This window comes from Streptomyces sp. NPDC055189, from assembly GCF_053606765.1.
This window is the reverse complement of sequence record NZ_JBSGSG010000024.1, coordinates 1-21,867: the sequence shown is the minus strand read 5'-3', so window position 1 is coordinate 21,867 and position 21,867 is coordinate 1. Positions and strand designations below refer to the sequence as shown.

19 protein-coding genes and 1 pseudogene are annotated in these 21,867 nt (G+C 72.2%); 12 read left to right on the top strand and 8 right to left on the bottom strand.

Features of this window, described 5'->3' with window-relative positions; genetic code table 11:
• Positions 1–8: 8 nt before the first annotated feature.
• From ACWFR3_RS19375 to ACWFR3_RS19365, 3 genes are all read right to left on the bottom strand, one after another.
• Positions 9–2,135: an MMPL family transporter gene (locus ACWFR3_RS19375; protein ID WP_453735815.1), complete on the bottom strand. Its 2,127-nt coding sequence runs from the start codon at positions 2,133–2,135 to the stop codon at positions 9–11.
• A 225-nt stretch (positions 2,136–2,360) separates the two neighbouring features.
• Positions 2,361–2,675 (bottom strand): hypothetical protein, encoded by a 315-nt coding sequence (locus tag ACWFR3_RS19370; protein ID WP_453735814.1) that lies wholly within the window; start codon positions 2,673–2,675, stop codon positions 2,361–2,363.
• The gene (locus tag ACWFR3_RS19365) at positions 2,672–3,055 is read right to left on the bottom strand and encodes an ArsR/SmtB family transcription factor (RefSeq protein ID WP_453735813.1); all 384 of its coding nucleotides are present in this window, start codon (positions 3,053–3,055) and stop codon (positions 2,672–2,674) included. The genes ACWFR3_RS19370 and ACWFR3_RS19365 overlap by 4 nt, the downstream gene beginning before the upstream one ends.
• A 205-nt stretch (positions 3,056–3,260) precedes the next feature.
• On the opposite strand from ACWFR3_RS19365, the gene ACWFR3_RS19360 reads away from it, so the two are divergent.
• The 10 genes from ACWFR3_RS19360 to ACWFR3_RS19315 all read left to right on the top strand — a co-directional run bounded on the left by ACWFR3_RS19360 (position 3,261) and on the right by ACWFR3_RS19315 (position 13,155).
• Positions 3,261–4,472, top strand: coding sequence for a sensor histidine kinase (locus tag ACWFR3_RS19360; protein ID WP_453735812.1), 1,212 nt, complete (start codon positions 3,261–3,263; stop codon positions 4,470–4,472).
• 144 nt (positions 4,473–4,616) lie between these two features.
• On the top strand, positions 4,617–5,291 hold the full coding sequence (locus ACWFR3_RS19355; protein ID WP_453735811.1) for a response regulator transcription factor: 675 nt from the start codon (positions 4,617–4,619) through the stop codon (positions 5,289–5,291).
• A 144-nt stretch (positions 5,292–5,435) separates the two neighbouring features.
• Positions 5,436–6,422, top strand: a complete 987-nt coding sequence (locus ACWFR3_RS19350; RefSeq protein WP_453735810.1) for an ABC transporter ATP-binding protein — start codon at positions 5,436–5,438, stop codon at positions 6,420–6,422.
• A complete protein-coding gene (locus tag ACWFR3_RS19345; RefSeq protein ID WP_453735809.1) occupies positions 6,419–7,228 on the top strand; it encodes an ABC transporter permease subunit in 810 nt (269 codons plus the stop codon). The genes ACWFR3_RS19350 and ACWFR3_RS19345 overlap by 4 nt, the downstream gene beginning before the upstream one ends.
• Before the next feature lie 53 nt (positions 7,229–7,281).
• A complete protein-coding gene (locus ACWFR3_RS19340; RefSeq protein ID WP_453735808.1) occupies positions 7,282–8,397 on the top strand; it encodes an alpha/beta hydrolase in 1,116 nt (371 codons plus the stop codon).
• A 160-nt stretch (positions 8,398–8,557) separates the two neighbouring features.
• A complete protein-coding gene (locus ACWFR3_RS19335; RefSeq protein ID WP_453735866.1) occupies positions 8,558–9,901 on the top strand; it encodes a hemolysin family protein in 1,344 nt (447 codons plus the stop codon).
• Positions 9,898–10,920: a hemolysin family protein gene (locus ACWFR3_RS19330; RefSeq protein WP_453735807.1), complete on the top strand. Its 1,023-nt coding sequence runs from the start codon at positions 9,898–9,900 to the stop codon at positions 10,918–10,920. Before ACWFR3_RS19335 ends, ACWFR3_RS19330 begins: the two co-directional genes overlap by 4 nt.
• 154 nt (positions 10,921–11,074) lie before the next feature.
• On the top strand, positions 11,075–11,482 hold the full coding sequence (locus ACWFR3_RS19325) for a GNAT family N-acetyltransferase (protein ID WP_453735806.1): 408 nt from the start codon (positions 11,075–11,077) through the stop codon (positions 11,480–11,482).
• 141 nt (positions 11,483–11,623) lie between these two features.
• Positions 11,624–12,220, top strand: a complete 597-nt coding sequence (locus tag ACWFR3_RS19320) for a hypothetical protein (protein ID WP_453735805.1) — start codon at positions 11,624–11,626, stop codon at positions 12,218–12,220.
• 98 nt (positions 12,221–12,318) lie between these two features.
• Positions 12,319–13,155 (top strand): DUF1206 domain-containing protein, encoded by an 837-nt coding sequence (locus tag ACWFR3_RS19315; RefSeq protein ID WP_453735804.1) that lies wholly within the window; start codon positions 12,319–12,321, stop codon positions 13,153–13,155.
• A gap of 6 nt (positions 13,156–13,161) precedes the next feature.
• Here ACWFR3_RS19315 and ACWFR3_RS19310 read toward each other — a convergent pair whose 3' ends face one another.
• Positions 13,162–13,803: an MBL fold metallo-hydrolase gene (locus ACWFR3_RS19310; protein ID WP_453735803.1), complete on the bottom strand. Its 642-nt coding sequence runs from the start codon at positions 13,801–13,803 to the stop codon at positions 13,162–13,164.
• 93 nt (positions 13,804–13,896) lie between these two features.
• On the opposite strand from ACWFR3_RS19310, the gene ACWFR3_RS19305 reads away from it, so the two are divergent.
• Positions 13,897–14,853 (top strand): GlxA family transcriptional regulator, encoded by a 957-nt coding sequence (locus ACWFR3_RS19305; RefSeq protein WP_453735802.1) that lies wholly within the window; start codon positions 13,897–13,899, stop codon positions 14,851–14,853.
• A gap of 12 nt (positions 14,854–14,865) precedes the next feature.
• Here ACWFR3_RS19305 and ACWFR3_RS19300 read toward each other — a convergent pair whose 3' ends face one another.
• The 4 genes and pseudogenes from ACWFR3_RS19300 to ACWFR3_RS19285 all read right to left on the bottom strand — a co-directional run bounded on the left by ACWFR3_RS19300 (position 14,866) and on the right by ACWFR3_RS19285 (position 19,613).
• A complete protein-coding gene (locus ACWFR3_RS19300) occupies positions 14,866–15,654 on the bottom strand; it encodes a VOC family protein (protein WP_453735801.1) in 789 nt (262 codons plus the stop codon).
• A 102-nt stretch (positions 15,655–15,756) separates the two neighbouring features.
• Positions 15,757–17,388 carry a sigma-70 family RNA polymerase sigma factor gene (locus tag ACWFR3_RS19295; RefSeq protein ID WP_453735865.1) on the bottom strand — a complete coding sequence of 544 codons (1,632 nt, stop codon included), beginning with the start codon at positions 17,386–17,388 and terminating at the stop codon, positions 15,757–15,759.
• A gap of 243 nt (positions 17,389–17,631) precedes the next feature.
• A pseudogene (locus ACWFR3_RS19290) lies at positions 17,632–18,659 on the bottom strand (serine hydrolase domain-containing protein); the annotation flags it as partial.
• Between the two features lie 75 nt (positions 18,660–18,734).
• A complete protein-coding gene (locus ACWFR3_RS19285) occupies positions 18,735–19,613 on the bottom strand; it encodes an alpha/beta fold hydrolase (protein WP_453735800.1) in 879 nt (292 codons plus the stop codon).
• Positions 19,614–19,766: 153 nt separating this feature from the next.
• On the opposite strand from ACWFR3_RS19285, the gene ACWFR3_RS19280 reads away from it, so the two are divergent.
• Complete coding sequence (locus tag ACWFR3_RS19280; RefSeq protein WP_453735864.1) at positions 19,767–21,764, top strand: BTAD domain-containing putative transcriptional regulator; 1,998 nt, start codon at positions 19,767–19,769, stop codon at positions 21,762–21,764.
• Positions 21,765–21,867 lie beyond the last annotated feature (103 nt).

Genomic DNA, 21,867 nt, shown 5'->3' with positions numbered 1-21,867 from the left:
CGGGCTGCTCAGGCAGGTTCCCGTGCCGGATCCGTTGCCCTCGGCGTCGCTTCGGCACGTTCGGGGGACGTGCCGGCCGCCTCATGGCGCAGGGCGTGGAAGAGGCGGCCCGGCCACCAGAACCAGTGGCCCAGGTCCAGGGCGATGGCGGGCACCAGGACCGTGCGTACGAGGAACGTGTCGAGCAGGACGCCGATGCCGACGATCACGCCCATCTGCGCCATCGTCACCAGGGGGAGTCCGGCGAAGACCGCGAAGGTGGCGGCCAGCACGATGCCCGCCGAGGTGATCACTCCACCGGTGCTCGTCAGGCCCTCCAGTACGCCGCGGCCGTGGCCGAGACGGGTGGCCTCCTCCTTGACGCGGTGCATCAGGAAGATGTTGTAGTCGATGCCCAGCGCGACCAGGAAGACGAAGCCCATCAGGGGGATCGAGTGGTCGACGCCCGCGAAGCCGAGCACGCTCTCGAAGAGCACGTTCGACGCGCCCAGGGCCGCGAGGAAGGACAGGACCACTGTCGCCAGGAGGAGGAGCGGGGCGACCAGGGAGCGCAGCAGCCTGATGAGAACGCCGAGCACGACCAGGAGGACGATCGGGATGACCGTCCGCAGGTCGCGGTCGGCGGCGCGCTGGGTGTCGAGGGTCTGTGCCGTGGTGCCGCCGACGAGGGCGTCCGCGCCGTCGACCGAGTGCACGGCGTCGCGCAGCGCGTCGACGGTGTCCTTGGCGGCCCGGCTGTCCGGGGTTGCCTTCAACACCACGGAGAGCTGCGTGAGTTCGCCGCCGGGGGAGCGGTCGCCGGTCTCGACCCGGGCGACGCCGTCGACCTCGGAGGCGGCCGAACGCACCTGCGCGGCCTGACCCGTGTTCGTGACGATCTTCGCGGGGTCGGACGCCCCCGACGGGTAGTGGGCGGAGATCTTCTCCTGGGCGACGACCGACTCGGGCTTGTCCTGGAACATCTCGGACTGCGTCAGGCCCATGTTGATGCCGAAGGCGCTGAGCGCCAGGACACCGGTGACGGCGACGGACATCATCCACGACCAGCGGGGACGCCGTGCGACGGCGGTGCCGATGCGCGCCCAGACCGTGCGTTCCTTGCGCGCGGGCGTGCCGTGCCTCGGCACGAACGGCCAGAACACCCAGCGGCCCGCGACGACAAGGAGTGCGGGCAGGATGGTGATCATCGCCAGGAGCGCGCAGACCACCCCCACGGCGCCCACCAGACCCAGGGAACGCGAGGAGTTGATGTCGGCGAAGGCGAGGCAGGCGAGGCCGGCCGCGATGGTCCCGGCCGACGCGAGGATCGCCGGGCCCGAGCGGCGCAGGGCGGTGCCCATCGCCTTGTGCCGGTCCTCCTGCCGGTGCAGTTCCTCGCGGTAGCGGGCGATGAGCAGCAGGGCGTAGTCGGTGCCGACGCCGAAGACCAGCACCATCAGGACGCCCGCGCTCTGCGGATCCACCGGCAGGTCGGCGTACTTGGCCAGGGCGTAGGTGCCGACCTGGGTGAGGACGGCGGCGAAGCCGACCGAGATGAGCGGGAACAGCCACAGGATCGGGCTGCGGTAGGTGATCAGGAGCAGCACGGCGACGACGGTGCCGGTGGCGATCATCAGCGTCGAGTCGAGGGTGTCGAAGACGGCGACCTGGTCGGTCAGGGAGGCCGCGGGACCGCCGACCTCGACGTCCACGCCTGGTGGCGCGTCGGCGCCGGCGATCTCGCGCAGTTCGTCGACCTTGTCGGTCACGTCGTCATCGCTCGACATCGGGACGACGACCAGCTGGGCCTTCCCGTCGTCCGACGGCGCAGGTCGCGAGACCTGCTCGCCGTCGGCGGTGAATTCCGCGAACGCTGCCAGGTCCGCGGCGGCCACCCGCTCGTTGGCGCCCTCGCCGGTGTAGATGACGACGGCCGGCATGACGGCGTCGTCACGGAACCTCTCAAGCTCCGTGTTGACCTGCGCGGATTCGGCGCCGCGCGGCAGGAAGGCGTTGGCGCTGGTGTCCTCGACGTCGCCGAGTTTGCCCGCCAGCGGGCCGAGCGCCACGGTGAGGATCAGCCAGACGGCGAGGACCAGCCATTTGGAGCGCCGGCCCGAGGGTGCGGCGGCGACGCGCCGGAGCAGCGGACGCATGAGTAGTCTCCTTCTTGTGCGGAGCGCGCCGCCGGTCGGTGACCGGCACAGGGCGCACGGGGCCCGCACCACGGCGCTGAAGGTGTGATGGCCTGCCGTGGCGTACGGGTGGGTGTGTGAGTCCGGGCCGCTCGGGCCCGGGGTGTGTACCGCATTGGTACGGCCGGGAGTTGCCGCTCCCGGCCGTACCCGGCCGTACCCGGTCGTGGCCGGGGAGAGCTGGGGCTACTCGATCTCGCGCATCATCTTCTCCATCGAGCTGACGGAGTAGCGCGTCTGCGCCAGCTCCTCACGCGTCTGCTTCAGCTCTTCGACGGAGCGCCGGTGCAGCTCGACGTTGTCTTCGAGCAGCTGTGCGTACTTCGAGGCCAGGGCCTTGTACTGCTCCTCGCGGGCGGCGAGCATGCGGGCCCGCCAGGTGGCGGCGACCTGCCAGACGATCACTATCAGCAGCAGGAAGAAGCCGGCCGCGCCGACGCCCCCGACCCATGTGCCCACGGAGTCGCCGCCGTCCGCGAGCGTCACCAGTTGTGCGTTCACTTCGCTTCCTCTTTCGTGGGTTCCGCGGATTTCTTGGCTTCCGCGGTGTCTTTGGGGCGGGCCTCGGAGAGGGTGCGGACCGCCCTTGCGAACAGCTGTGGCGTCAACTCATAGAGGAACGGCGCCACTTCGAAGTACTTCATGGACTTGCCGTCCTCGGCGACCTCAAGCGACCCGATGACAAGACCCGCGGCCTCGAGCAGTTTCAGGTGCATGTGCAGCAGCGGACGGCCCATGCCGATCTCGCGGGCGAGGGCGCTGACGTAATTGCGGCGCTCGGTGAGCGCCGCGACGATCCGCATGCGGTGCGGATTGCCCAGCGCGCTGAGTGCCTTCAGCAGCTCGTCGCCCGTCGGTTCCGGGGTCGGGACCTCGGCCATCGTGGCCTCTCTTTCGTGCCTGTCAAGAAAAGCTGACATGAGGTATCACTACCTGTCAAAGATTCCTGACACATCTCAGGGTTAGATAGGGGATCGGTAGGGAGAACGATGGAGGGACCGGCCGGGGAACCCGGTCGGGGCGCCGCCTCGCGGGTACTCCCGTTGTCGTACGCACCCTCCGCGCGAGGCTCCTATCGTGAGTTCCGTGACCCCCACCTCCCGCTCCCGGCGGCGGCGCCTCGCGTGGCCCTTGTCGCCGCAGCTCACGGACCTGGCCGTGGCCGGGGTCGTCGCGCTCCTCACCGGCCTGGACGCGGCGGTCAACGACTCCGCGCACCGCCAGGCCGACTGGCTGACGTGGCTGCTGTACGCCGTGTCCGTCGCGGCCCTCCTGGTACGCAGCCGGTGGCCGGTCGCCGTCACCGTCGTCACCGGGGCGGCCTGCGCGGGCTGGGCGCTCTACGGGCATATCGGGGAGCTGCTCAATCTGCCGGTGATGGTCGCGCTGTACGCCCTCGCCGCGCAGGGCGACCGGCGCCGCACCCTTCGTACCGCCGTGGTCGCGGCTGTCGTCTCGGGGGTCGTGTCGGTCATCGCGGGCAAGGACGTGGCGCAGCCTCAGGGTGCCCCGCTCCTGGAGATGCTCTGGCCCCTCGTGCCGCTGCTGCTCGGTGAAGTGGTGCGCGGACGCCGGGAGTTGCTGGAGGAGTACGCCGCACGGGCCGAGCGTGCCGAGGCCGACCGGGAGCGGGAGGCGCGGCGCAAGGTCGACCTGGAGCGGGTGCGCATCGCGCGCGAACTGCACGACGTGGTGGCCCACACCGTGTCGGCGATGACCGTGCAGGCGGGTCTCGCCCTGGACGCGCTCGACAGCAGACCGGAGGTCGCACGGACGGCGATGCGGCAGGTGCGGACGTCCGGCAAGGAGGCGGTGCGCGAGCTGCGGGCCACGGTGGGCGTACTGCGCGCGGGACACCGTGCACCGTCCGTCGACCCGGCGCCCCGCCTCGCGCAGCTGGCCGAACTGGTGGAGGGGGTACGCGGTACGGGCCTGCGGGTGTCCCTGCACACCACCCTGCCCGCCGACACCGGTGGCCGGGAGCTGCCGCAACTGGTGGAGTTGGCGGCGTACCGCATCGTCCAGGAGGCGCTGACCAACGTGATCAAGCATGCGGGTGCGCGGCACGCGGCGGTGTCGGTCGCCGCGACGGAGGCCGCCGTCACGGTGGAGATCACCGACGACGGCTCTGCGCCGGACGCTGTGGCGGGCGAGGGCTACGGCCTGATCGGCATGCGCGAACGGGCCACCGCAGTGGGCGGCGACCTCGAAGCGGGGCCGGTGCGGGACGGCGGCTGGCGAGTGCGGGCGGTGATCCCCGTCGAAGGGGGAGCAGGGGGAGCAGGGGGCGCGGGATGAGCGGGCATGCCGGTGTGTTGTCGGGCGGAGGCCGGGCTGCCGTCCGGTCGTGGGGCGCGGCGATGGCCGGCGTTCCCGGAACGGGCGCGGTGAGGGCAGCGCCTCGGTGGTGCGGCGGTTGCCTCTGTCCGGAGGGGGAGTCGGATGAGTGAGCGGATCCGGGTGGTCCTTGCCGATGATCAGACCGTCGTCCGCGCGGGGTTTCGGGCTCTGCTCGACCTCACCGATGACCTGGCCGTCGTGGGGGAGGCGGCGGACGGGCTCGCGGCGGTGGAGCTGACCCGCACCACCCGGCCCGATGTCGTCCTGATGGACATCCGCATGCCGCGGGCCGACGGCCTCGAAGCCACCCGTCGTATCGTCGCCGACCGCGCCCTCGATGCCGTACGCGTGCTTGTCCTGACGACCTTCGAGGCCGACGAGTACGTCTTCGAGGCCCTGCGCGCGGGCGCCGCGGGCTTTCTGCTCAAGGACATCGAACCGGACGACCTGCGCACCGCGATCCGCACCGTCGCCGCCGGGCAGAGCCTCCTGGCCCCCGGCGTCACCCGCCGGGTGATCGAGGAGTTCGCCCGGCTCAAGGCGCCGGAGGCCGAGGCGCTGCGGCTCCTCGATCCGCTGACGGACCGGGAGCGCGAGGTGCTGGCGCTGGTCGGCCGTGGTCTGGCGAACGACGAGATCGGCGCGCGTCTGCTCATGTCGCCGCTGACTGCGAAGACGCACGTCAGCAGGGCGATGACGAAGCTCGGGGCCAGGGACAGGGCGCAGTTGGTGGTGCTCGCGTACGAGACGGGGCTCGTGCGCGCGGGCGAGGGCTGACCCGGCGCGGGACGGGGCGGGACGGGGCATGGCGGGGCGGGACGGGGCATGGCGGGGCGGGACGGTCGGCTACTCCCCCGGGAGTAGCGGCCGACTCCCCTCGGTAGATGTCCGGGGGTGCCCGCCCTCCGTAGCGTCGACCGCATGATCGAAGCACGGGAACTCACCAAACGGTACGGCGGCAAGGCAGCCGTCGACCGGCTCACCTTCACCGTCCGCCCCGGCCGCGTGACCGGCTTCCTCGGCCCGAACGGCGCCGGAAAGTCGACCACCATGCGCATGATCCTCGGCCTCGACGAGCCCAGTGGCGGCGCGGTCACGGTCAACGGGCGGCGCTACGACCGCCTCGCCGCACCGCTCCGCGAGGTCGGCTCCCTCCTGGACGCCAGGTCGGTGCATGGCGGGCGCACCGCGCGACAGCACCTCCTCGGCCTGGCCCGCAGCAACGGAATCGGCGGCAGCCGGGTCGACGAGGTCCTGGAAGCGGTGGGCCTCACGGACGTCGCGGGGCAGCGCGCGGAAGGGCTCTCCCTGGGGATGGGCCAGCGCCTGGGCATCGCGGCGGCGCTGCTCGGCGACCCCGGCGTCCTCATCCTCGACGAGCCGGTCAACGGCCTTGACACCGAAGGCATCCGCTGGATCCGCGACCTGCTCAAGTCCCTCGCCGCCGACGGCAGGACGGTGTTCCTCTCCAGTCACCTCATGAGCGAGATGGAACTGACCGCCGATCACCTGATCGTGATCGGCCGCGGGCGGCTCCTCGCGGACACGGACATGAGGGACTTCATCGAGACCAACTCCCGGGGCGGCACCCTCCTGCGCACACCCGACGCCGAGTCGCAGCGCATGCGGGTCCTGCTCGAGGCGGCGGGAGCGACCGTGCGCCTGGACGCGCGCGGCGGGTGGCGGGTCGGCGGCCTGACACCCGCCGAGATCGGCGAACTGGCCCGCACCCACGGCCTGGCGGTCCATGAACTCACCCCGGTCCTCTCCTCCCTGGAGGAGGTCTACACCGACATGACGCGGGCGTCGGTGGAGTACCGGGGCACGGCGACGACCACGCACGAAGCCGAGCAAGAGGCACGACAAGAGGCACGAGAGGCACGAGAGGCAAAGGAGCCGATCCGGTGACCACGACGACTACAACGGCTACGACGCCCACGACCCCCGCAGCGACAACAACCCCGCCCGCCCCCGGCTTCCGCGCGGCCCTCGCCTTCGAGTGGACCAAGTTCGCGGGCCTGCGCTCGACCCGCTGGACCCTCCTGACGACCGGCCTGCTGACCGTCGTCGGAGCGGTGTTCGTCGGCCTGAGCGGCAGCCTGCAGCCCGACGACACCGTGCTCGGCGGCAGCCTCACCCTCAGCGTCGTCTCGCTGATGGTCGCGGGCGCGGTGGGCGCGCTGACCGTGTGCGGCGAGTACGCGAGCGGCACCATCGCCGCCACCCTCACCGCCGTACCGCGCCGCGGCCGGGTGCTCGCCGCGAAGGCGGCTCTCCTCGCCTTCCTCCTGTACGCCACCGGGCTCGTCTCCTGCACGGCGGCGTATCTCATCGGCGGCGCGGTCCTGGAGGACGGCAAGTACGCCCCGGGGGAGCCGCTGCCCGCGCTGTTCGGCATCGCCGGGCTCTTCGCGCTCGTCGGGCTCCTCGGCCTGGCGGTCGGCACGCTCCTGAAGCACTCGGCGGGAGCCGTCGTCACGGTGGTCGGCGTCCTGCTGCTGCCGTCCCTGTTCGGCCCGCTGCTCGGCGATCTCCAGCGCTGGGTCGCTGGGGCGACACCGACGGCCGCACTGGAGAAGCTCACGCAGACCTCCGACGCCGACCCGGAGACGGTCGGCAGCCTCGGCGCCTGGCCCTCGCTCGGCCTGGTCGCCGCGTACAGCTTGCTGCTGCTCGGCACGGCTGCGTGGCGCCTGCGCCGACGCGACGTATGACATCCGGGCCCCGCACCCCGGCTCCAGGCTCTCGGACTCCACGGAGGAACATCATGCGGTCCTCACGACTGCTTCGCTCACGCCCCCTGCTCGCACGCCTGCTGCTCGCCCTTACGACGGTCTTCACGTCGGCCCTCCTCGCTCCCCGGCAGGCAGCGGGCGCCGTGGACGGCGTCGGCGGCAACCCGCCCGAGGTGATCCGCGAACAGCGGCTCGCCCCGCGGCTGGTGGAACTGACCCTGCGGTCCGCTGCGTTAGGACGCGACGCCAAGGTGCGCCTCCTCACCCCCGACGGCTGGGAGCGGCGGTCCCACGGCGACCGCTGGCCGGTGCTCTATCTGCTCGCCGGCGGCCACGGAGACCCCGAGGCCTGGACCCGGGACTACGCGATCGACGAGCTGCCCCAGCTGCGCGACGTTCTCGTGGTGATGCCCGAGATGCCGGTGTTCGGCTTCTACAGCGACTGGTGGAACCAGGGTGCGGGCGGCCCGCCAAGGGTGGAGTCCTTCCACTTGGACGAAGTGCGTCCGCTGCTCGAACGGGACTACGGCGCCGGCACCCGCCGTGCGGCCGCGGGTGAGTCGCAGGGCGGCTTCGGCGCCCTCTCCTATGCCGCCCGCCACCGGGGGCTGTTCCGGGCCGTGGCCGGCTACAGCGGCTACGTCCACCCGCTCCAGCACCCCCACGCGGTCAAGGCAGGGTTCGACTACATGGGCATGGACTGGAAGGCGCTCTGGGGAGATCCTGTCGCGCAGCGCGCCATCTGGCAGGCACACGATCCCTACTACCTCGCCGGGCGGCTCCGGGGCATCCCCGTACACCTGTCGAGCGGGGACGGCACCGCGGGTGCCCTCGACCCGCCGGACGTGGAACCCGACCCGCATGTGCCGGGTCTCGAGGACCCGGCGGACCCCTTCCCCGAGGACGTGATCTCGCCGACCGAAGCGATCATGGGGGAGGAGTCCAGCACGCTGGCCGCCCGCCTGACGGCGACCGGAGTCCCGGTGACCACGCACTTCTACGCGGGAACCCACTCCCCGCCGTACTGGAGCAGGGAGCTGCGCCGTTCTCTGCCGGGCCTCCTGAAGGCCCTCGGATCCTCGTCCTCGTGGCGACCGGGGCCGGTATTTTGCGATTCTTTTACAGTGGGTGTAGAAGTTAGCCATTAACTTCTACACCCACTGTCGTTGCGCGGCAGCGGCGTCGCCCCGTCCGACGTGGCGGTACGCCCCGGCCGCGTCGAGAATGTGACGGGCACGCTCATTCACCGGAGTCCCTTCACAGGAGCCCCTGCACCGGAGTCCCTCCATCGGAACGGAGCCACTGTTGCTGTCCGCCGTACTCGGTCTGCTCGCCGTTCTCGTCCTGACCGCGGGCACCGGATACTTCGTCGCCCAGGAGTTCGCCTACGTGGCCGCGGACCGCCTGGCCCTCGCCCGCGAGGCGGAAGCGGGCGACCGGCGGGCGGCCCGTGCCGTGCAGGTGCTCGGGCGGCTCTCCTTCATGCTGTCGGGCGCCCAGCTGGGCATCACCGTCACCGGTCTGGTCGTCGGATTCCTCGCAGAGCCGTCCGTCTCCGGGCTCCTCAAGCCCGCCCTGGACGGCACCGGCCTCTCGGACGGCGTCGTCTCCGCGCTCTCCGTGGTCCTCGGCTTCGTCGTCGCCACCGTGCTCCAGATGGTCGTGGGCGAGCTCGCCCCCAAGAACCTCGCGCTCGCCGTGCCCGAACGGCTCGCGAAGTCCCTTGCCGCCTCCACGCTGACGTATCTGAAGGTCGTCGGACCCGTCGTCCGTGTCTTCGACGGCGCGGCCGACCGGCTGCTGCGCAGGATCGGCATCGAGCCCGTCGAAGAGCTGCACCACGGCGCCACGCTCGAAGAGCTCAGCCACCTCATCGGCGAGTCCCACGAACACGGCCAGCTGCCGCGCGAGAGCGCCGAACTTCTCGACCACGCCCTGGAGTTCTCCGAGCGCACACTGGGCGAGGTCCTCGTGCCGCGGGCGGACGTCACGTTCGTGCGCAAGGACGCCACCGCCGACGAGGCGGTACGGCTCATCGCCGGGCACGGGCACTCCAACTACCCCGTCATGGGCGACCACCCCGACGACGTCGCGGGCGTCATCGGGGTGCGCGAGCTGATGCGGCTGCCCGCCGACCGCTTCGCCGGCACCACGGCGGGCGAACAGGCCCGCCGGCCCCTGCTGCTGCCCGACACCCTGCCGCTGCCGGGCGCGGTGGCGCAGATGCGCGAGCGGGACGACGAGTTCGCCGTCGTCCTCGACGAGCACGGGGGCGTGGCGGGCATCGTGACGTACGAGGACATCGCCGAAGAGCTCGTCGGTGACATCGCCGACGAGTCCGACACCGTCGTCGAACTCGCGGTCGCGGACGGCAGCGGCTGGTTCGTCGACGCGGGCCGCCGCCTGGACGAGGTGGCCGACGCGACCGGCATCGACCTGCCCGAGGAGGACGACTACGACACCGTGGCCGGCCTCATCGTGGACCGGCTCGGCCGCTTCCCGGCCATCGGCGACCGCCTGACCGTGCAATTGTCCGACGGCAGCCGTGTCGCCGTCGCCGTGCTGGGCCTGGACCGGCACGTACCCGAGCGCGTACGGATCGAGCGCCTGCCGGGTGCGCACACGCCGACCGCCGAGGAGGCCTCCGCATGAGTTTCCCCCTCGCCCTCTTCGTCACCGTCCTGCTGCTGATCGCCAGCGGCTTCTTCGTCGCGGCCGAGTTCGCCCTGGTCGCCGCCAAACGCCACCGCATGGAGCGCGCGGTCGCCGCCGGGCAGCGCGGCGCCAAGTCCGCGCTCGCGGGCATGCGGGAACTGTCCCTGATGCTCGCCGGTGCCCAACTGGGCATCACCGTCTGCACCCTGGGCCTCGGCTCGGTCTCCAAGCCCGCCATCTCCCACGAACTCGACCCGCTCCTGGCGAAGCTGGGCCTGCCCGCCGGAGTCAGCTACGGCATCGCCTTCGCGCTCGCCATGGTCGTCGTGGTGTTCCTGCACATGGTCGTCGGCGAGATGGCACCCAAGTCCTGGGCCATCGCCCACCCCGAGCGCTCGGCGATGCTGCTCACGCCGCCCTTCCGGGCCGTGGTCAAGGTCGTGCGCCCGCTGCTCGGCGTCCTCAACAGGGTCAGCAACGCACTCGTACGCCTGTGCAAGGTCACCCCGCGCGACGAGCTCACCTCGGTGCACAACCGCGAGCAACTCACGCACCTGGTCCAGGAGTCGTGGCGGCTCGGCCTGATCAGCGAGACCGACTCCGGGCTCATCACCACCTCGCTCACGGCGCCGCTGACCGCGGTCGGCGACCTCCAGACCGCCGCCTCGCAGATCACGTCCGTCCCGGCCGACGCGAGCATCGACGAGATCCTGGAGGTGGCCGCGGCGAGCGACCGCACCCGGCTGCTCGTCAGGGACGGCGGCAGCGTTCTGGGCTCGGTGCACGCCCGCGACGCCCTGGTGGCCCGCGCCCGCAGCCGCTCCCTGACCGCCCGCGAACTGGCGCGGCCCGTAGCGGAACTGGCCGCCGACGACACCGTGGCCCACGCCGTGGAGGAACTGCGCCGCCGCCGCGCCTCGCTCGCCGTGCTCTGCGACGAGTCGGGCCGCCTCACCGGCCTGGTCAGCCTCGACGATCTCCTTGCCCGCCTGATGGAACCGCGGCAGCCCGCCTGATGGCCCCCGAAACAGCCCTCGACGCGCCCCTCGGAGCATCGAGAAGCACTCGTAACGGGGATGTACGGGTGTCGTCTCCTGTGGCTACTGTGCTCGCCATGTCCCGTGCCGACGTAGTCACGCACCGTCACCCGGCACGCGCGAGCGCGGCGCCGTGAAGTTCCGAAGACCGCCTCCTCCCTGCCCGCAGGCGGTCACCTACCGGTGGGCCCCGGCGGCGGTGGCGGCGGGCTGCCAGGTCATCACGCTCCTGGACGGCAAGGGCCGCGACATCGGGCACGTCGAGTATCAGGTGTGCCATCTGTGCGGCGCCGCCCACGTCAACACGATCGCGATCGCGGGGCCCTGGCAGGGCATGGGCCTGGGCCGCGAGGCACTGCACCGCGCCGCGGACCCCTGGCCCGCGTACGAGTGGTCCACCTCCCGGCAGTCCTCCCAGGGCCGGAAATTCTTCGCCGCGATGGCCGAGGAGACGGGCGTGGACTTCGTGCCGGGAGACGAGGGATGCCCGCACATCACCGCGCAGCCACCGGGATCCAGGTCCGGCGGGGCCCTGCTCTGAGCGGCTGTCGCCGGGTGTCCGCGGAGCTCCGTACGCGCACGCGATAGCGTCTCCGCCGTGACGATCAACGCGCGTGGGACCAGGGCCGACTCCGCCGGACAGGTTGAGGTGTTTCGCGGGCAAGGGCGAACGGCGCGGCGCGTGTCCGACGTCGTCGCCCTCCTCGCACCGCTCCTTCTCTTCGCAGTGCCGATCGTGCTGGTCCGGGCCCGGTTGATCGACGACGGATTCCTCTTCCTCAACCTGCTCTCGCCGTTCATCAGCGTCCTGGTGGCGGCGTACGCCCCGATGGGCTGGCGGGCCCGCCTACGCGACGAAGAACTGCTGACCGCCTGCACCCTGACCGGGCGGCGCACCGTCGACCTCGCCCGACTCACCAAGGTCGGCCGCATGGAGGTGCCCGGCCAGACCCGGACCGACGACCGGCTGATCCTCACCGACGCACACGGCGTGCGGATCGTCCTCGACAAGCTCGCGGGCAGCGACGAGACGGTCGACGCCCTGGTGCGCGGTGCTCTGCTGCGCAGGCCGCAGGGTGCGGGCGTGGTCGTGTCGGACCGAGCCGCCGAACGCCTCGACCTGCGAACGGAAGTGAGCCGCCCGCAGGGCCGTCTCAAGGCGGGGCGCAGAGTCCGCGAGGGGCTCATCGGATGGCTTCCGCTGCTGGCCGTCCTCGTGGTCGCGCCGGTGAGCTTCGGCCTGCTGGCGGCCGGCTTCACGCTCTCCGGCGTCATCTGACGACCCGGAGCGAGAAGCCGCCAGGTATGACCGGCCGCTGACGGGGGCACTCGGAGACCTGGCGCGTACCGTGCGCCCATGTTTTCGGGGAGGACACGATGGCGCTGTCTTGGGTGCATTCACGAGGCCGGACCAAGAAGACCGCGGTGCGCCGCTCGGCGGAGAACGAATCACTGACAGCGGCAGGCCGGGCCGGCTTCGTCGCCCGTGGCGTCGTCTACGTCCTGATCGGTGCGCTGGCCCTGCAGATCGCCTTCGGCGGCAGCGGTGAACAGGCCGACCGGCAGGGCGCGTTGGCCCGGGTCCGCGAACAGCCCTTCGGCGAGGTGATGCTGTGGGCACTGGTCGTCGGCTTCGGCTGCATGGCGCTGTGGCGCGGCGCCCGCGCGCTGGGCAGGCGGGGCCCGCGCCGCAAGAAGGCATCGCGTGCCCTCGACGGCGGCAGGGCGGTCTTCTACGGCTCCGTCTGCTGGGCGACCGCCACGTACGCCGCCGGGGAGAGCCGGGGCTCGAGCGGCGACGAGCAGTCGCAGGGCTGGACGGCGACCACGCTCGAACTCCCCTACGGGCGCCAGCTGGTGGGCGCCGCGGGCTGTGTGCTGATCGGCGTCGGCGTGGTGCTCGCCGTACGGGCGATGATGCGCCGCTTCCTGCGCCAGCTCGACATGCGCTCCCTCAAGGGCCGCGCTCGGCAGGTCGTCACCGTCCTGGGCGTGACCGGCGGTGTCGCACGCGGCGCCGTGTTCGCCGCGGCGGGCGTCTTCATCCTCACGGCGGCCTGGCAGGCCGACCCCGACGAGGCCAAGGGCGTGGACGCGACGCTGCGCAGCTTCTCGCACACCCCCGCAGGACCGTGGCTGCTTGCCGCCGTCGCGGCAGGCCTCGTCCTCTTCGGGGTCTTCTCCTTCGCCTCGGCGCGCTGGCGGAGGCTGTGAGAACGCCTAGAGCGGCGCCGACTCGTCGGCGCCGAAGGCGCCTCCGTGACCCGGCACGATCACATCCGCGGCGGCGAGCACCCGCAGGCGTGACGTCCGCAGCAGCGTGTGGTCCGGGGCCACCGGGTCGTCCACCGGGCCGTTCGGCCGCCACCACAGGTCGCCCACGAACGCGATCGTGCCCTCGGCCGTTCCCGCGAGCAGCGTGATGTCCTCGCGGCTGTGCCCCGGAGTGCGTATCAGCCGCAGGGACGGGGCGAGTTCGTAGCCCTCGGCGTCCCGGTCGGTCCACTGGTCGTTCTCGTAGATCGCCTTGTGGTCGTGGACCCTGGCCCGGCCGAACAGGCCCACGTTCATCGTGTTGTCCGGGTGATGGTGGCTGAGCACCACATCGGTGATGTCGTCCGGGCCGAGGCCCAACTCCGCGAGCGGGCCCAGGATCCGGTCCCGGCTCGCCACCATGCCCGGATCGACGATCACGTGCCGGTCGGCGTCGCGGACATAGGAGACGGTGGCGGCGACTCCGGGGCCGGTGGAGCCCGTGTAGCCGGTGGTCAGGATCGTGAATACGGCGCTGCGGCCGACCGGGGCATCCGCCTGGGCGTCTGCCGGTGCGTGCGTCTGCGCGTCTGTCTGCGTGTTCGTCATGCCGATGAGTCTTCCGGGCGGCCCGCCCCGCAACGAGTGGCCCTTCTGCCACTGATCGCAGGAAACGTGCCACGCGTCGTGCCACACTCGCGTATGCCGCCTTTCGTGACCATCGCCGCCTACGCCCCGACGGGCGTCGGCATCCTCGGCGCCGGCATCGTCTCCGAGGTGTTCGACGAGCGGGGCGGTGGCCTGCCCCGCTTCGACTTCGCCCTGTGCACCGACCGTCCTGGGCTTGTCCGTACCGACACCGGGGTACCGATCGCCGTGGAGCACGGCCTGGAACGGCTCGCCGCCGCCGATCTCGTGATCGCCCTGCCCTGGGCCGGCTTCCGTACGCCGCCCGCGCCCGCGGTGCTCGACGCGCTGACCGCCGTGCACGCGCGGGGCGGGCTGGTCGCGGGGCACTGCGTCGGCGCGTTCGCCCTGGCCGCTGCGGGGCTGCTCGACGGGCGGCGTGCCACGACTCACTGGCGCTTCGCCGAGCTCCTTGCCCGGCGTCATCCGGGCGTCACCGTCGAGGCCGGGGCCCTGTACATCGACGAGGGGCAGGTCGTCACGGGCGCGGGCGCGGCCGCGGGCTTCGACCTCAGTCTGCATCTGCTGCGGCGCGAGTACGGCGCGGCGACGGCCAACACCATCGCCCGCGACCTGGTCCTGCCCTCCCACCGCGACGGCGGACAGGCCCAGTACCTCGCCGCTCCCGCACCCGAGGACTGCCGGGACGAGCGGCTCGCCGAGGTGCTCGCCTGGGCCCGCGAGCACCTCCACGAACCCTTGCCCGTAGCGGAGTTGGCCCGCCGCGCCCTGATGAGCAGACGCTCCTTCGCCCGCCGCTTCACCGCCGCGACCGGCACCACCCCGCACGCCTGGCTGGTCAACCTGAGACTGAGCAGCGCGGAGGAGCTCCTGGAGACCACGGAACTACCGGTGGAGGAGATCGCCCGCCGGGTCGGGTACGGCAGCGCGGCCGTCCTGCGCGAGCAGTTCGTACGCCGCCGCGGCGTGCCGCCCCGCTCCTACCGCCGGGCGTTCACCCGGGCGCCGTAAGCACGGGGGACCTCAGGCGAACGAGGGCATCTCGCCCTCCGTGGTCGACAGATCGACGATGCTGAAGGCGGCGTCCTGCTGGTCGGCGACCGTGGCGAACCGGCCGAAGGGGCTGTCCATCGGACCGGAGAGCAGCCGCCCGCCGAGCTTGGTGACGGTGACGATCGCGGCATCGCAGTTGTCCACGGCGAAGTGCACGTTGACGAACGGCGGCACGTCCGGCGGGAAGTCCGCGGTCATCTTGAGCCGGCCGAGGACCGGCCGGCCACCGACCTGGAAGACGCGATAGTCGACGTCGTCGACGTCCATCGTCCGCACCTCGAAGGGGAACACGGAGGGCAGGAACGCGTCCGCCGCCGCCGGGTCCCGCGTGGTGAGCTCCGCCCAGCAGTACGCGCCGGTCTCGCCCACCTTCTCGAAGCCTTCGTGGGCGCCCGCCTGCCAGACGCTGAAGTACGCGCCGCTCGGCTCCCGGGCCGTCGCCATGGTGCCGAACTCGCCGACCTGCATCGGCTCGACGGCGAGGGTTCCGCCGTTGTCCCGGATCTTCGCGGCGGTGGCGGCGGCATCGGGCGAGGCGAAGTAGAGGTTCCAGGCGGCGGGACCCTCCACGCCCTGCATCTGCGGGACGACCGCGGCCACGGCCCTGCCGTCCGAGCGTGCCTGCGTGTAGCCGCCGAACTCCTCCGAGCCGGAGTCGAACGTCCAGCCGAGCAGTTCGCCGTAGAAGCTCTTCGCCGCCTCCACGTCAGGGAACATCGCGTCCGCCCAGCAGGGCGTGCCTTCCGGGTACGCGGACATCGCGAGGGCCTCCTCATGAGGGGTTCCTGTTGGTGTCACGCTATGCGAGCGCAGGCACCCGCGCCCGTCGGACGCCGCCCCGACGACCCGTGCGGGCGGTGCTCACCGCGCGCCGAAGTTCTGCGTCCACCAGGGGCCGCCGCTGCCCTGCCGGTAGCCGATGCCGATCTCCTTGAAGGAGCAGTTGAGGATGTTGGCCTTGTGCCCGGAGCTGTTCATCCAGGAGTCCATGACGGCGGCCGGGGTGCGCTGGCCCGCGGCGATGTTCTCTCCGTAGGTGGTCCACCGGTAGCCGGCCGCCGTGACCCGGTCGCCGGGGTCCTTGCCGTCGGGGTTGGTGTGGTCGAAGAAGTCGCGCTCCGCCATGTCTTCGGAGTGGCCCTGCGCCGCGTCGCCCAGCTTGCTGTTGAGGGTCACCGCCCCGCAGCCGCTCTTGGCGCGCTCGGCGTTCACGAGCCGCGTGACCTCCGCGCTGTACGAGTTCCCCGCCGGTGCCTCCGGCGCCTGGGGTGCGCTGCTGGTGCGGGTGGGCTTCGGGGTCGCCTTCGGCTTCGGCGCCTTCGTCTTCGTCTTCGACGGCGAGGGCTTGGGGGAGGACTTCTTCTTCGTCTTGCTGGGGGAGGCGGAGGGTGACTTGCTCGGCGTGGGGGATGTGGTGGTGGGGGCGACCGAGGAGGGCGGCTGGGAGGCGGTGAGCGGCTCCGCTTCGGTCTGTTCGTCGTCCGAGGGGCGCGTGGCCGAGTAGATGACGCCGGTCGCGACGACCAGCACGGCCAGTCCGGCGGCGACCGTACGGCCCTTGCGCGGTATCCGGTGGTGACGCTGCGCGGCATGTCTCGCCGGGGCGCTGCGGGCGCCGGATATCTCGTACGTGTTCCCGGCCGTGGTGTGCGCGTCGGGCGATATGTGCGCGGAGCCCGCCAGGTGGTGCGCGTCGGCCGCGTTCACCGCGCGTATCGCACCCGGAGCGGCGAGGGCGGCGGTCGGCGGCACCAGGGCCACACCCACGAGAAGGCGCTCGGCGAGCACCAGGCCCGCGCCGTGACCGGAGCACATCGCGCAGTCCCGGACGTGCCGGGCCAGGCGCTTGCGCCAGAGGGAGGAAGGAACGCCGTCCCAGGTGGCCGCCACGTCGCTCAGATACGGGCACCGGGGCTCCGCGGCGAGCGCGCGGACCACGATCCGGGCCGTCTCCAGCTGGGTCTTCATCCGCTGCACCCGGACGGTGGCGTGCTGCGTCGGCAGCTCCATGGCGGAGGCGACCTCCGCACGGGTGAGCTCGCCGGAGACCTCCAGCCACCACAGCGACAGGAGCGCGCGGTCGTCAGTGTCCAGCCAGCGGGTGGCCTCGGCCACCTCCCGGCGCTGGCCCACCAGGCCGAGCCGGATGATGGTCAGGTCGACGAAGTCCGCGCCCGGATCCACGACATCGTGCGCCTCGTGGAGCGGGCTCGGGTTCTTCTGCCCCGACGAGCGCTGCTGCCAGTGCCTGCGGATCTCGTTCATGGCGATGGCCACGAGCCAGGACCGGAAGCTCGCCGGATCGCGGAGCGAGGACAGGCCGGCGAGCGCCCGCAGCATGGTTTCCTGCACCACGTCGTCGACGTCGGCGTGGCCGTCGAGCGCCCGCCCGACGATGTTGTAGACCAGCGGCAGGTATCCGGCCACCAGGTCGTCCTGCGCCTGCTGGTCCCCGGTCTGCGCCGCCGTCACCAGAGGATCGTGTTCACCGATCATGGAATGCCTCACTCGCTTTCTTCGTCGGCACGTTGTGGCCTTACACCTGGGAGATCGCAGGAGCGCACGGCGATAACAGAAATCCGCGAACAGAAATCTGCGGCGAGCATACGCACCCGGTCAGCGGGTGCCGTGCGCATGTCCATCTGTCCGGCTTACCGGATATCTGCCGTTACTGTCCTGTTCCGCTGCTCCGAGTGGTGGCCGTGCCGATCGGCGCACACCGACGGGGCGGCAGGCTCATGCGCGCGACAGACACTCCTTGACCGCCCCGACGAGCCGCGCGGACCGCGCGTCGCCGTGGCCGATCATCCGGTTGGCGGTGTAGGCGAAGCCCACGCCGAACTCGTCGTCCCCGAAGGCGAACTGCCCGCCCGATCCGTCGTTGCCGAAGCTCCGCCCGCCCAGCATCGGCCTGAACTGCGGGGCGTCGAGCAGAAATCCCGAACCCCAGCGGGCTCCGAGGTCGGGGAACCCGGACCACGACGGGCCAGCGGTGAGCTCTCGCAGCGCACCGGTGACGGTCTCCCGCGTGAGCAGCCGCGCCGAGCCGTCGACCCCCGTCGCGGCCGCCGCGTACAGCGTCGCCAGCGAGCGCGCCGAGGACACCGCGCCCGCGCCGGGAATCTCGGCGCGCAGCAGCGCGGGGTCGTTCCAGCCGTGCGGTTCGTCGAGGCCGGGGAAGGCGAACGCTCCCTCATGGTCACGATCCGCATGATCAGGGACTCGGGGTCCGGGTTCCCCGGCCGGCCCTCCGCCTCGGACAGCCGGGCCAGGTGGGCGACCTCCTTCTCCGGCAGGCCGATCCAGGTGCGCAGACCGAGTCCGTCGCCGATGGCTTCGCGGAAGTACGCGCCCGGAGTGAGCCCGGTGACGCGGCGGATCAGCTCGCCGAGCACGAAGCCGAAGGTGTGCCCGTGGTATTCGTGGGCGGTGCCCGGCTCCCAGAGCGGCCCCTGCTCCTCGATCGCGCGGACCACCGGCGTCCACTCGGTGATCTCCTCGAAGCGCGGGGAGCGGTCGAGGGCGGGGAGCCCTGCGCGGTGCGCGAGGACCATGCGTGCGGTGACGGTCTCCTTGCCGCCGCGCGCGAACTCCGGCCAGTACCCGGCCACCGGAGCGTCGAGGTCCAGGCGCCCCTCCTGGGCGAGGAGATGGACGCAGACACTGACGACGCCTTTGGCGCAGGAGAAGACGGGGACGACCGTGTGCTCGTCCCACGGGTGCCCGGTCCGCGCGTCCGCGACGCCGCCCCACAGGTCGACGACTGTGCTCCACCGCGTCTTCTCCCTTGGCCCGTTGGCGACTTGTGCCTGATCGACTTGTCGGGGGAGGGCCGCGCTTCAGCGGGCGAGGAGGTCCCGCAGTGCCCCGGCGATCTCGGCGGGGGCTTCCTCGGCCATGAAGTGGCCGCAGGTGACGGGAGTGTGCCGCAGATCCGGCGCCCAAGCGCTCCACAGGGCCGCCGCGTCGAAGCCGAGCGCTGCGCCCCAGTCCTGCTGGAGCACGGCGACCGGCATCTTCAGCCGGTTGCCGGCGTCCTTGTCGGCCCGGTCCTGGTCGACGTCGATACCGGCGGAGGCGCGGTAGTCGGCCACGATCGAGGGCACCGCGGCGCGGCAGGCGTCCAGATAGGCGGCGCGTACGTCGGCGGGAACGGCCTGCGGGTCGTTCGCCCAGATGTCGAGGAAGTGCCCGAAGAACGCGTCGGGCGATGCGGCGATCATCTGTTCCGGCAGGCCGGGAGGCTGGGCCATCAGGTAGAGGTGGAAGCCGACGGCGGCGGTGACGCCGTGCATCACGTCCCACATGTCCAGCGTGGGCAGCACGTCGAGGCAGGCGAGGTGCGTGACCGTACCGGGGTGGTCGAGCCCGGCACGGAACGCGACCAGGGCGCCGCGATCGTGTCCGGCAAGGGCGAAGCGCTCGTGGCCAAGCGCCCGCGCCAGGGCGACGACGTCCGCGGCCATGGTGCGCTTGGAGTACGTGGTGCCGTCCGTTTCCGCGGGCTTGTCGCTCGCCCCGTAACCGCGCAGATCGGGGCAGATCACCGTGTGGTCGACGGCCAGATCGGCGGCGACATGCCGCCACATCAGATGGGTCTGCGGGAAGCCGTGCAGGAGCACGACCGGCGGGCCCGAGCCGCCGACGGCGACGTTCAGGGTGACGCCCTCTGCGACGGGGACGCGCCGGTAGGTGAAGTTCTCGATGGCGGGGCTCATGATTCGCTTCCTTCGCGGTGGCGGGACAACGGTGGCGGAACAACTGCTTCCGAGCCTGCCGGGCGCCGATGAGCATCCAATGAGCGCGCTACCGTGACCAGGGGCGATGCCCATGAAGTCGCCACGAAGATGCCCACAGGAGGCTGGTCAAGCGTGCAGGTCGCGTTCGGGGTCCTCGGTCCTGTGGTGGCCGGGGACGGTGCCGGGAGCCCCATCGCGCTGAAGGGCCCGCGGCACCGCGCGGTGCTCGCCCGGCTGATCGTCGCCCGCCGTCACGTCGTCCCCGTGGCCCGCCTTGTCGAGGACCTGTGGGCGGAGCCGCCACGGGACGCGGTCGGGGCGGTACGCACCTTCGTGGCCGCCCTGCGCCGGGCCATCGAACCCGAGCGTCCGCCCCGCACCCCGGCCCGGCTGCTCGTCACCGAGGGGCCGGGGTACGCGTTGCGCGCCGAGCCCGGAGCGGTGGACGCCTGGCGCTTCGAGCAGGCGGTGACGGACGCCGCGAGCCTGCCGCCGCAGGACGCCCTCGACCGCATGGAGGAGGCCCTTGGCTGGTGGCGCGGTTCCGCCTACGCCGAGTTCGCGGAGGAGCCCTGGGCCCGCTCCGAGCGCTCCCGCCTCGGCGAACTGCGCCTGCACGCCGTCGAGCTCCGGGCCGGAGCACGCCTCGACCTGGGGCGCGCCGCCGACGCGGTGCCGGACCTGGACGCGCACGTGGCCGAGCACCCCTGGCGCGAGGACGCCTGGCGGCTCCTCGCCCTCGCGCTCTACCGCACCGGCCGCCAGGGCGACGCGCTCACGGTCCTGCGCCGGGCCCGTGCCCTCCTGGTCGAGCAGCTCGGCGTGGACCCCGGCCCCGCGCTGCGCCGCCTGGAGGCGGACATCCTCGGCCAGGCCCGCCACCTGGACCCCGTGCCGCCCCGGCCCGCCGACGCCGCGGAACGGGTGTGGGCCCTGGCCGCCACCGCCTACGACCGGACCGTGGCGTCCGGCGCCCGGGCCCGCCTCGACTCCACGGTCGGCCTGCTGCGCAACCTGGCGGTGACCGGAGGCGGCGGCCTCGAAGCGGCCCGCGAGCACCGCGTGGCGGCCATCGAGGCCGCCGAGGAACTGGGCGACGCCGAGCTCACCGCCCGCGTGATCGGAGCGTACGACGTCCCGGCGATCTGGACCCGCGTCGATGATCCACGGCAGGCCGCGCAGGTCGTGGCGGCGGCTGAACGCACCCTGGCCGCGCTCCGCCCGGACGCGCACCCGGCGGCCCGGGCCCGCCTGCTTGCCACGATTGCCCTGGAGTCGCGCGGCACGAGCTCGGCGCGCGGACCCCAGGCCGCCCGCCAGGCCGAGGAGATCGCCCGCAGCCTCGACGACCCCGCGCTTCTGGCGTTCACCCTCAACGGCCTTTTCATGCAGACCTTTTCGCGCGCGGGGCTAGCGTCCCACCGGGATGCGATCGGTGCCGAGCTGGTCTCCCTGTCCGCCCGGAACGGCCTGACCACCTACGAAGTCACGGGCCACCTCATCCGCCTCCAGGCCCGCAGCGCACTGGCGGACTTCTCCGGAGCAGACGGCCATGCGAAAGCCGCGGATCTCCTGGCGGAGCGTCATGAGCTGCCGCTGGTGGGCGTGTTCACCGACTGGTACGCGGCGCTGCGGCTCGCCGCCACAGGACGGACACCGGCAGCCGAGGCCGCCTACCGGGAGGCAGCCGCGCGACTGGACGGCGCGGGCATGCCCGGCCTGGAACGCGGTTTGCTCCCGCTCGCCCTGCTGTGCCTGCGCCTACGGAATGAGCCGCCCGCCTCGGCCGACGTACGGATCGGCGAGGGACTGGACGACAGTACGGACTGGGGGCCCTACGAACCCTGGACCCGCCCCCTGGTTCTGCTGTCCCAAGACGGCCGCGACGAGGCGGCGCAGGCGCTGCGCCGCCTCCCGGACCCGCCCCGCGACCTCCTGCTCGAAGCCCTGTGGTGCCTGGCGGGGCGAGCGGCGATCGCCGTCGACGACAGGAAGATGATGGAGCGCGTCCTAGCGGAACTCGCCCCCGCCACAGGGGAGTTGGCGGGGGCTGGCAGCGGCCTGCTCACGCTGGGCCCGGTCGCACAGCACCTCGACGACCTTGCCTCTGCCCTCCGCGGCCCTCGCTGATCCCGCGTTCAGCCCTTGCGGGTGTTGACCTCGTCGGTGAGGGCGGGGACGACGTCGAAGAGGTCGCCGACCACGCCGTAGTCGACCAGCTCGAAGATCGGGG